The following is a 9730-nucleotide window of genomic DNA, read 5'->3' on the forward strand; positions in this document are numbered from 1 at the left end:
ACCGCTGCCCTCGGCCGCCCGCCACCTGCCGGGCGGCCGTTTGCGTTCCGGCCCTGACCCCGACGAGACGACGCGCGCATGCTCGACGCCCTGATCAACGCCCTGTGGATCCTGCTCGATCCCTTTCGCCTGATGATGCTGTTCGCCGGCGTGGCCATCGGCATCGCCGTGGGCATCCTGCCCGGCCTGGGCGGGCTGATGGGCATGGCCCTGGTGCTGCCCTTCCTGTTCGGCATGGACGCCTACGCCGGCGTGGCGCTGCTGATCGGCATCGCCGCTGCAGTGCCCAGCGCCGACACCTTCCCATCGGTGTTGATGGGCATCCCCGGCTCGTCGGGCTCCCAGGCCACCATCATGGACGGCTACCCCATGGCGCAACGCGGCGAGGCGGCCCGCGCCCTGGGGGCCGCCTTCACTGCTTCGCTGATTGGCGGGCTGATCGGCGCGCTAGCACTCTCCGCAGTGGTGCCCTTCGCCCGCCCCCTGATTCTCGCCTTCGGCTCGCCGGAGCTGTTCATGCTCACCCTGCTCGGTCTGTCGATGATCGGGGTGCTCTCCGGCAACCGCCCACTCAAGGGCATGCTGGCCGCGGTGGCGGGCCTCGCACTCGGTACCATCGGCGGCGCACCGGTGGCCGCCGAATACCGCTTCGCCGGCGACTTCCTCTATCTCTATGATGGCCTCTCGCTGGTGATCGTGGCGCTGGGGCTGTTCGCCCTGCCGGAGATCATCGACCTGCTGGCCCGGGGCGGCGCCATCGCCGAGCGCTCGAAGGGCCTCGGCCACGGCTGGGTACAGGGGGCGAAAGACACCCTGAACCACAAGTGGCTGGTGATACGCCACAGTCTCATCGGCGTAGCCATCGGCGCCATCCCCGGCATGGGCTCGTCGATCATCGACTGGGTGAACTACGGCATCGCCGCCCAGACCAGCAAGGACCGCAGCCAGTTCGGCAAGGGCGACGTGCGCGGGGTGATCGCCCCGGAAAGTGCCAATAACGCCAAGGAAGGGGGCGTGCTGATGCCCACCCTGCTGTTCGGGGTGCCCGGCTCCTCGGCCATGGCCATGCTGCTCGCCGCGCTGATGATCTTCGGCGTGCAGCCCGGCCCGCAGATGCTGACCCGCGACCTCGACCTGGTGTTCGTGATCATCTGGTCGCTGGCGCTGGCCAACGTCTTCGGCACCCTGATCTGCCTGTTGCTGTCCAAGCCGATCTCACGCCTCACCTTCATCCCCTTCCAGTATATCGCCCCGGTGATCATCGTCATCGTGGTGGTCGGCGCCTGGCAGGAGACCCGCCACTGGGCGGATCTCGCCTTCCTGCTCGGCTTCGGGGTGCTCGGCTGGATCATGAAGCGCAGCGGCATGCCCCGCCCGCCGCTGCTCATCGGCTTCATCCTCTCCGGGCTGGCCGAGCGTTACCTGTGGATGTCCTACAACCTCTACGACTGGGAATGGCTCACCCGCCCCGGGGTACTCACCATCGGGGGGCTGGCGGTCTTCCTGGTGGTGGGCAGCGTGATGCTCAAGCGCTCCACCGACCGCAGCGCCGACGCCCTGCAGCACGCCGATAAGGCCGGTGAGCAGAACCCGCGGGAGGAGAGCAAATGAAAGCCCGCCTGATCGCCGCCGTGACCTACCACCTGCAGACCCTCTTCGTGCTGGCGGTGCTCGGCTGCCTGGTGGCCATCCTGTGGATCAGCCAGGGGTTCTCGCTGGGAGCACGGCTCTTTCCTACCGCCGTGGCGAGCCTCGGCATCCTGCTCGCCGTGCTGGAGCTGGGCCGCCAGGCGATTCGCCGCGGCGCGAAGGAGGAGAGTGATTTCAGCGACCTGGGTGAGGGGGAGGAGACCCCGGCCTTCTACGCCCGGGGACTCCTGTTCTTCGCCTGGATGGCCGGCTTCATCGGCCTGTTCTTTCTGGTCGGCGCCCTGCCCGCCGCCGGGCTCTATGTACTGGCTTTTCTCAGGCTGCAGTATCGCAGCCCCTGGCTGCCGACCCTTGCGCTCTCGGGCGGGCTAGTGGCGCTGCTCTGGGGGCTGGGCATGGCGCTACAGCTGCGCTGGCCGAATCCGCTGCTGTTCTGAGCCGCGCTGTTCTGAACCGGCCGGGGCGGCAACTCAGCTGTTCTCCAGCGGCAGGAAGGCATCCGCCATCACCACCCGATTTCGCCCGCTCTGCTTGGCTCCATAGCTGGCCCTGTCCGCACGCTCCATCAGGCTCGCGTCGTCGTCAGCCTCGGTAAAAATGGCTCCCCCCAGGCTGCCGCTGACCCGGAAGACCTGGCCACCGTGACGGAAATCGATGGTAGCCAGCCGCTGGCGAACGCGCTCGGCGACCTCCTGGGCCACCTCGGTAGACGCCCCGGCGAGCAGGATGGCGAACTCGTCACCGCCCAGGCGCGCCACGGCGTCCTCATCGCGCACCGCGTCATGCAGCACCTCCGCCACCCTCCGCAGCAGCTCGTCGCCCACCGTGTGTCCGGCGCTGTCGTTGACCACCTTGAAGTGGTCCAGGTCGAGCATCACCAGCGCGAGTGCATGGTCAGTCTTGCGCCGCGACAGGTCGCAGGCCGCCGCCAGGCGGCGGGAGAAACCGCGTCGGTTGAGGCAGCGGGTCAGGGGGTCGTGCTCCGCCTCCCAGCGCTGACGCTGCTCACGCTCGTGGCGATCGGTAATGTCCTGCACCAGCCCCACATAGCCCAGCACGCGGATGCCACCGCTGACCCGGCTGACGTGCACCTCCAGCCAGCGCCAGTCGCCTTCGGCGCTGCGAAAACGATAGAGCTGGGTCAGGGCGCTGCCCGGCATCAGTGCCTGGCGCCAGCCCTCCAGGAAGGTACTGCGATCCTCCGGATGGACGCGGCGCAGCCAGGCAAGCAGCCGGTAGTCCGCAAGCTCGATGCCGGAAAGCCGGGTGAGCGACGGATTGAGATAGTTCACCTGGCCGCGGGGATCGGTGAGGAACATGCCCACCGGCGAGGAGGCCAGCACCGCCTTCAGGAAGGCCTCGCGAGACTCCAGGGACTCCATGGCATCGCGGCGCCCCGCTTCCACGCGGTTGAAGGCCTCGGCGACCTGCTGCAGTTCGACCATGCCGGTGTTGAGCTCCAGGCGCTCTGCCTGGCCCTGTCCCACCCGGCCGATCTGCCGCTCCAGGCGATGCAACGGGCGCAGGCCCAGCCCCAGCAGCCACCAGAGCAGCGGCAACATCAGCGCCACACTGCCGGTGCCCACCCAGCGCAGCTCGCGGGCGTAGCGGTTAACCGGAGCCTGAACCTGGGCCAGCGGCAGGTAAACCGCCACCACCCAGTCCGCCGGCCACACCTGGCGAAAGGCAGCCAGCGCCGGTTCACCATCCAGGGTCGGCCCCTCACCGCTGCCCTGCCAGCCCAGCAGCGCCTGCTCGATCTGCGGGTGGGTGTCCGGCCCAGGCAGCGTCTGGGTCAGCCATGCCTCGTTCGGGTGGCTGATCACCCGCCCATCGGCGGTGGCCAGCATCACGTGCCCTGCCTCGCCCAGCCGCCGCCCCCGCAGGTTCAGGTAGGCCTGGCCGTCACGCAGGCTGGTGTTGCCGCCGACGATGCCCAGGAACTCACCCCGCTCGCCGAGCAGCGGGTGAATCACCATCACCTGGTCGATACCGGTCTCGCCGCCGCGGTAGGGCTCGCTGACATGGGGGCGGCGAAAGGCCTGTACGTGCTGAAAGTAGGGGCGGTAGCCTATCTCGGGGCCACCCTCAGGGAATGGCGGCCAATCCGCCACGGGGCGGCCCTCGGCATCAAACACCATCAGCCGGTCGAAGAGGGTCAACAGTGGCTGCTGGCGACGAAGAAGCGACTCGAGCCCGGGGTCATCGATGGCGATGTCGTCCGCCAGCCGCGCCAGCACAAGCTTGCGCTCGGTAAGCTCCCGGGAGAGCTGATCCGCCACCAGCTGGGCCTCGTACTCCAGGTGGACAAGGTTCTCTTGGCGAGTCAGATTTTCGCCGCTCAGGTGGCTGTAGCCCAGCAGCGCGGCCACCAGCACCAGCCAGCCGAGGCCGATGCCGAGCAGCAGGCGCAGCCGAAGTGACAGATTCAGCCAGCCGGCCAAAAGGCCTCCAGCGCAGGCAAGGCAGGAGAGAGAACCGTCATCAGAGAGCGAGCCAGCAAATAAGAGAACCTGATTACGTATATGGCTCAGCCAGCTTCAGGAGCCGGTAAGGCATCGGCGGTGTTCTGGCCGCCACCGTCAGAAAGCGCGGAATCATGGCCGTGAGGTCATAGCGCCGATTGAAGCGGTACTCGAACTCAGCCAGATAGCGCGGCACATGTTGTCCACGGATGGCATGGTAGCTGCCGGTGATGGCGTTCTTGACGTTGCCCAGCACGGTGTTGACCCAGTTGAAGGCGGGGATCTGCGCACTGGCACGGCCACCGCCAGTGATGAAGCGCTCATGGGTGTAGGCCGGGGTATCGAAGACCCGGAAACACCCCAGGCCATCGCTGACCACCCGACTGCCAGGCGCGATGGCGACCTGGGCATAGCGCCTCACCTCGGCGCGGGTAAAGCCGCTTACGCGACGCAGCTGGACGCGCTGGGGATGGCCCTCCTCATCGGTCTGCACCGCGGCGACGAACGGGAACTTGTGCTCAGCGCCGCGCCCGCGCTTTCCCGGCCGTTCACCGCCGAGGTAGGCATCATCGATCTCGATGCGTCCGGTGAGCGTCTCGCCCTGGTTGCGCTCATGCATGACCTGCAGCAGCTTGTGCTTGAGCTTCCAGGCGGTGTTGTAGCTGACGCCGAGCTCGCGGGACAGCTGCAGCGCCGAGAGGCCATTCTTGCGTTGGGTCAGCAGGTAGATGGCCAGAAACCAGGTGGTGAGCGGCAGGTGCGTGGCGTGGAAGATGGTCCCGGCAGTCAGCGAGGTCTGATGGTGGCAGTGATGGCACTGGTACACCCCGCGCGCGAGTTGGCAGCCGGTGGTGTTGCCGCAGTCGGGGCAAACAAACCCCGTGGGCCAGCGATGCTGAAACAGGGCCGCACGGCACTGCGCTTCGGTGCCGTACTGGTCGAGAAATGCCGGCAATGACAGACCGGACTGGAACTGGATAGGATTGCGAGCCATGACGGTATCTCCTGAGAAACCCTTACCTTTCAGCATAGTCCAGGCCCCGCCAGCGTAGCTGTACAAAGTGCGTAATCAGGTAAGAGAATGTTATCAGGCCATGCCCTCAGCGTCGCTGCCATACCCCACCGGCGCAATCACGCGGCGTCAACCCTGACGCGCTCGTGGCACCAAGTTCTGGATCAGGCCTCCTCGCCCAGCGCCTCCAGGCCCTCCAGTGAGCGAATGGCCAGCTCGCGTCCCGCCACCTTCACCAGCCCCTGACGCTGGAAGCGCCCCATCACCCGGCTGACCGTCTCCAGGGCAAGCCCGAGGTGGCTGCCGATATCCGAGCGGGACATCGTGAGCTGGAAGCGATAGCGGGAGTAGCCGCGTGCATGGAAGCGCTGGGAAAGGCCAAGCAGGAAGCCCGCCAGGCGCTGCTCGGCGGTGCGCCCGGACAGCAGGCAGACCTGGCGCTGGTCGCCGCGTAGCTCGCGGCTCATGCAGCGCATCAGCTCCGCACGCAGGGCGTCGTGTCTTACCGCCAGGGATTCGAGCTGTTCGAAGGGCAGCTCGCAGACGAAGGTGGTCTCCAGGGCCACCACCGAGGCGGGACAGCACGCCTCGCCGATCGCCTCGAGCCCCACGGTCTCGCTGGGCAGATAGAAGTGGATCACCTGCTCGTCATGGCGACCCGGCAGGCACATCACCTGCTTGAGGCTACCGGTGCGCACCAGATAGAGGCTGCGGAAGGGCTGCCCCTGACGGACCAGTTCCTGGCCGCGCTTGAGCGGCTGGGGCTGCACGATGATCTCATCGAAGGCTTCCAGGGCGACCTGGGACAGGCCACGCGTCAGGCAGGTCGAGTGCAGCGAGCAGACATCGCAGTGCATCTCGCCCTGCCGCCTGTAGGGCTGGCTGACAATTGTCATGCGCGCATCCTTGGCGTCTTGAGCTGGTGTTATTGACCTGTGTCAGGGTAGACCATGCCGGCCGGGGGTTGGCAAATAACTCCCTCCACTTCATCGCCGCGGAGGCGTTACCTCACCCGCCAGCCCCGCGGAAAGTTCCACCGAGCACCTCATTCTTTTGTCTAGGACCGCTGTCGTAACATTGTCATCAACGCTTGCGATGGCTAATTTCGTACCCTCTCGCATCGAGCCACCTACATCCTTGGTTGGATGCAGCTGACGTAAGCGTAAGACAGCAACCTACAACCTATAAAGAGAGCGCCCGCCTGCATGGGGCGCCATGAGCACAACAAAGCATAACAAGGACCAGCAAGTGACAATGAAAAAGACCGCATCGATCTTCACCGCCTCCGCCCTGGCTCTCGCCGTTTCTGGCGCCGCCCAGGCGTATACCATCGAGGCCGGGGACACCACCGCCAATATCTACGGCTACGCCAAACTCGATTTGATCTATGACGTCGACGACAAGCTGGGCAATTCCGTCAACCGCAGTCTTATTCACCTCGACGGAACTCCAGGCTCAGATGGACATGCCGACCTGCATGCCTTTCAGAGCCGTCTGGGCTTCACCACCGCCACCCCGGCGGGCGGCAGCGAACTGAAGACCATGATCGAGGGCGACTTCTACGGCGGCGGCGGCGGCTCCTTCCGCCTGCGCCACGGCTACGGCGAGTGGAACGGCCTCCTGGCCGGCCAGACCTGGACCAACTTCGGCGGCTTCCTGGGCATGAATCCCACCATCGACTTCACCCCGCAACCCGGTCAGGGCAACGCCGCCCGTCAGGCCCAGCTGCGCTATACCGTCGATGGCTTCTCCGTGGCACTGGAGGATCCTGAGAACCTCGGCGGTTCCGTTGCCTCCGACGCATCCAAATCTCGTCTCCCCGACCTTACTCTTCGCTATCAAGGTGGCGCTGGCGACTTCAACTATGCAGCCTCTGCCGTGATGCGTTATCTGGAATATGATGACGTAGACGCCACACTGAAAGACAATACCACCGGCTGGGGCCTGAACGTGGAAGCCAGTGCCAAGGTTGCCGAAGGGGTGACACTGCGCGGCTCCATTACCCACGGCGATGGTATCGGCACCTATCTGGAAGCCTCACCAGCGGCACCCGCCTATATCGACCCGACCACCGGCTCCCTTGAGACCATCGAAGCCACCGGCGGCACCGTCGGCGTTACCTTGGCCGCAGGCCCCGGCAATATGACGCTTGGCTATGGTATCGCCCGCGCCGATCTCGACGATGCCGAGACCGCAGGCGCAGCTACTGCCAACTCGAATAAGCAGTTTGAGGCCGTGCACCTGAACTATATCTGGTCGCCGATCCGCAACGTGACCTACGGCGTGGAACTGGGCTACCACACTCGCGAAGTGCAGGACGGCCGCGACGGCGACGCCATGCGCGTCCAGGGCATGGTGATGTACAACTTCTAAGTCTCTGCCAACCCAGGCCTGCCCGGCGGCGCGGGAAGCGCCGCCCCAGGCTGACACAGTTCCCAGTACAAGCAGACTATCGATCTCTTCGCCCCGGCCATGCGCCGGGGCTTTTTGTGGGTCCACATGGCTACACCCCAGCATTTGAACCCCAGGACGCTTTCGCGTACTTTTCCGAACCTTGCTGAATGCCACGGACCCCCCGATGCCCCGTCTCAGTGCAGGCTACACCTCAAGCGGCATTGCCCGGCTCAAGATTCTTGCCGCCGTCCTGCCTGAGTACGCGCATTTCGTGCGGCTCAGCCCCCTGTCGCGCCGGGCGAATGCTGTCATCGGCTGGGGCCTCAAACCGACCTCGTCAAGGGCACGCAGCCATGCCCGGCGAACTGGCCTTCCTTATCTCGCGCTGGAAGACGGCTTTCTGCGCTCTCTCGGGCTCGGTGTGCAGGGCTTTCAGCCCCACAGCATGGTCGTTGACAGGCTCGGCATCTACTACGACGCCACACATCCTTCCGATCTCGAGCGGCTGATCACCGAAGGCGGCTTTACCGATGAAGAGCTCGCTCGGGCGCATCACTGCATGGCACAACTGCGCCGCTATCGACTCTCCAAGTACAACCATGCGCCTGATGCGCTACCCGACGGGCTGTCTGACGGCCCTCAGCGTGTCCTGGTGGTCGACCAGACCTGGGGGGACGCTTCGATCGGCTACGGTGGCGCCAGCGCCGACACCTTCCAGCATATGCTCCGGGAAGCGCTTGACGCCCATCCGCAGGCAGAGATTCTGGTCAAGGTGCACCCCGACGTCATCGCCGGCAAGAAGCGCGGGCATCTGCTGGAAGCAGCAGCGCAACACCCGCGTTGTCGACTGATCGGTGATGACATCAACCCCTGGGCGCTGCTCGATATCGTCGAGCACGTGCATGTGGTCACGAGCCAGCTGGGGTTCGAGGCGCTGATCGCCGGCAAGGCCGTGACCTGTCACGGCCTGCCTTTCTATGCCGGCTGGGGTCTGACCGATGACCGCCAGCGCTGCCCGCGCCGCCATGCCTCTCGCAGCCTGGAAGAACTGTTCGCCGCCGCCTATCTGCGCTACTGCCGCTACGGCAACCCCTATACCGGTGAACCTGCCAGCCTCGAAGAGACCATTGCCCTGATTGCCGACCAGAAGCGCCAGCGCGACCGCCTGGCCGGCCAGTGGAGCGCCGTGGAATTCTCCGGCTGGAAGCGCGGCTTCATGGGCGACTTCCTGGGGCCAAACGCCAGGCTTACCCATTACCGAGAGAGCCAGACCGCGCTCGATGCGGCGCCCACCGGCTCACGCCTGCTGGCCTGGGCCAGCCACGTGGAAGACGACCTGGAAACGCGCTGTCGACAGCATCAGGTGATACTGGCCCGCATGGAAGATGGCTTCATTCGCTCGGTGGGGCTCGGTGTTGACCTGGCCCGCCCGCTGTCGCTGGTCATCGACCACCTCGGCATCTACTACGACCCCACGGCGCCCAGTGAGCTGGAGCGGTTCCTCGAAGAAGGTGAATTCACTGATGATCTTCTGGCTCGCGCCGCGGCACTACGCCAGCGGTTGGTGCATCTCAAGCTCTCGAAATACAACGTGTCTGGCAAAAAACTGCCGACGCTTCCCCTGGGGCGACGCCGCATCCTGGTCCCCGGCCAGGTGGAAACTGATGCCTCCATCGCCCGAGGCTCTCCCGAGACCCGCACCAACCGTGGCCTGCTTCAGGCCGTGAGGGGCCGCCACCCGGAAGCACTGCTGCTCTTCAAGCCTCATCCAGACGTGGTGAGCGGCGCACGCCTGGGGGCACTCGATGAGGCATCCGAACAGCTGTATGATCTTGACGTTGGCGATATTCAGATAACGGAACTGCTCGATGCCGTGGACGATGTCCACACCATGAGCTCATTGACCGGCTTCGAGGCACTGCTCAGGGGCAAGCGAGTGACCACCTACGGCATGCCCTTCTATGCCGGCTGGGGCCTCACCGAGGATCGCATGACCTGCACTCGGCGCACCCGCCACCTGTCGCTGGACGCCCTGGTTGCCGCCACGCTACTGATCTACCCCACCTATGTGGACCCGCAGAGCGGCCAGCTGTGCAATGCCGAAACGGCCGTGACCCTGCTGGAGCAACAGCGCTCACGGCACAGCGCCCTGACGTGGAAGACCCGGCTCTATCGTCGCTATCGCAATACATTCATCGGAAGGCACTGA

7 protein-coding genes are annotated in these 9730 nt (G+C 65.5%); 4 read left to right on the plus strand and 3 right to left on the minus strand.

What is annotated here, in order from left to right; genetic code table 11:
- Window positions 1–78 precede the first annotated feature (78 nt).
- Window positions 79–1611 carry a tripartite tricarboxylate transporter permease gene (locus tag ACM26W_RS14150; protein ID WP_416137613.1) on the plus strand — a complete coding sequence of 511 codons (1533 nt, stop codon included), beginning with the start codon at window positions 79–81 and terminating at the stop codon, window positions 1609–1611.
- On the plus strand, window positions 1608–2087 hold the full coding sequence (locus ACM26W_RS14155) for a tripartite tricarboxylate transporter TctB family protein (RefSeq protein ID WP_416137614.1): 480 nt from the start codon (window positions 1608–1610) through the stop codon (window positions 2085–2087). The genes ACM26W_RS14150 and ACM26W_RS14155 overlap by 4 nt, the downstream gene beginning before the upstream one ends.
- 33 nt (window positions 2088–2120) lie before the next feature.
- Here ACM26W_RS14155 and ACM26W_RS14160 read toward each other — a convergent pair whose 3' ends face one another.
- The 3 genes from ACM26W_RS14160 to ACM26W_RS14170 all read right to left on the minus strand — a co-directional run bounded on the left by ACM26W_RS14160 (window position 2121) and on the right by ACM26W_RS14170 (window position 6023).
- Window positions 2121–4094 carry a diguanylate cyclase domain-containing protein gene (locus ACM26W_RS14160; protein WP_416137615.1) on the minus strand — a complete coding sequence of 658 codons (1974 nt, stop codon included), beginning with the start codon at window positions 4092–4094 and terminating at the stop codon, window positions 2121–2123.
- A gap of 73 nt (window positions 4095–4167) precedes the next feature.
- A complete protein-coding gene (locus ACM26W_RS14165; protein WP_416137616.1) occupies window positions 4168–5109 on the minus strand; it encodes an IS1595 family transposase in 942 nt (313 codons plus the stop codon).
- Between the two features lie 182 nt (window positions 5110–5291).
- Window positions 5292–6023, minus strand: a complete 732-nt coding sequence (locus tag ACM26W_RS14170) for a helix-turn-helix domain-containing protein (RefSeq protein ID WP_416137617.1) — start codon at window positions 6021–6023, stop codon at window positions 5292–5294.
- Window positions 6024–6381: 358 nt separating this feature from the next.
- Between ACM26W_RS14170 and ACM26W_RS14175 the strand changes: the two genes are divergently transcribed.
- Together ACM26W_RS14175 and ACM26W_RS14180 are read left to right on the plus strand one after the other, a co-directional pair.
- Entirely contained in the window at window positions 6382–7500 is a 1119-nt protein-coding gene (locus ACM26W_RS14175; protein WP_416137618.1) for a DcaP family trimeric outer membrane transporter, read from the plus strand.
- 205 nt (window positions 7501–7705) lie between these two features.
- On the plus strand, window positions 7706–9730 hold the full coding sequence (locus tag ACM26W_RS14180) for a capsular polysaccharide biosynthesis protein (RefSeq protein ID WP_416137619.1): 2025 nt from the start codon (window positions 7706–7708) through the stop codon (window positions 9728–9730).

It is taken from the genome of Halomonas sp. HK25 (assembly GCF_047795635.1).
Classification (GTDB): Bacteria; Pseudomonadota; Gammaproteobacteria; order Pseudomonadales; family Halomonadaceae; genus Halomonas.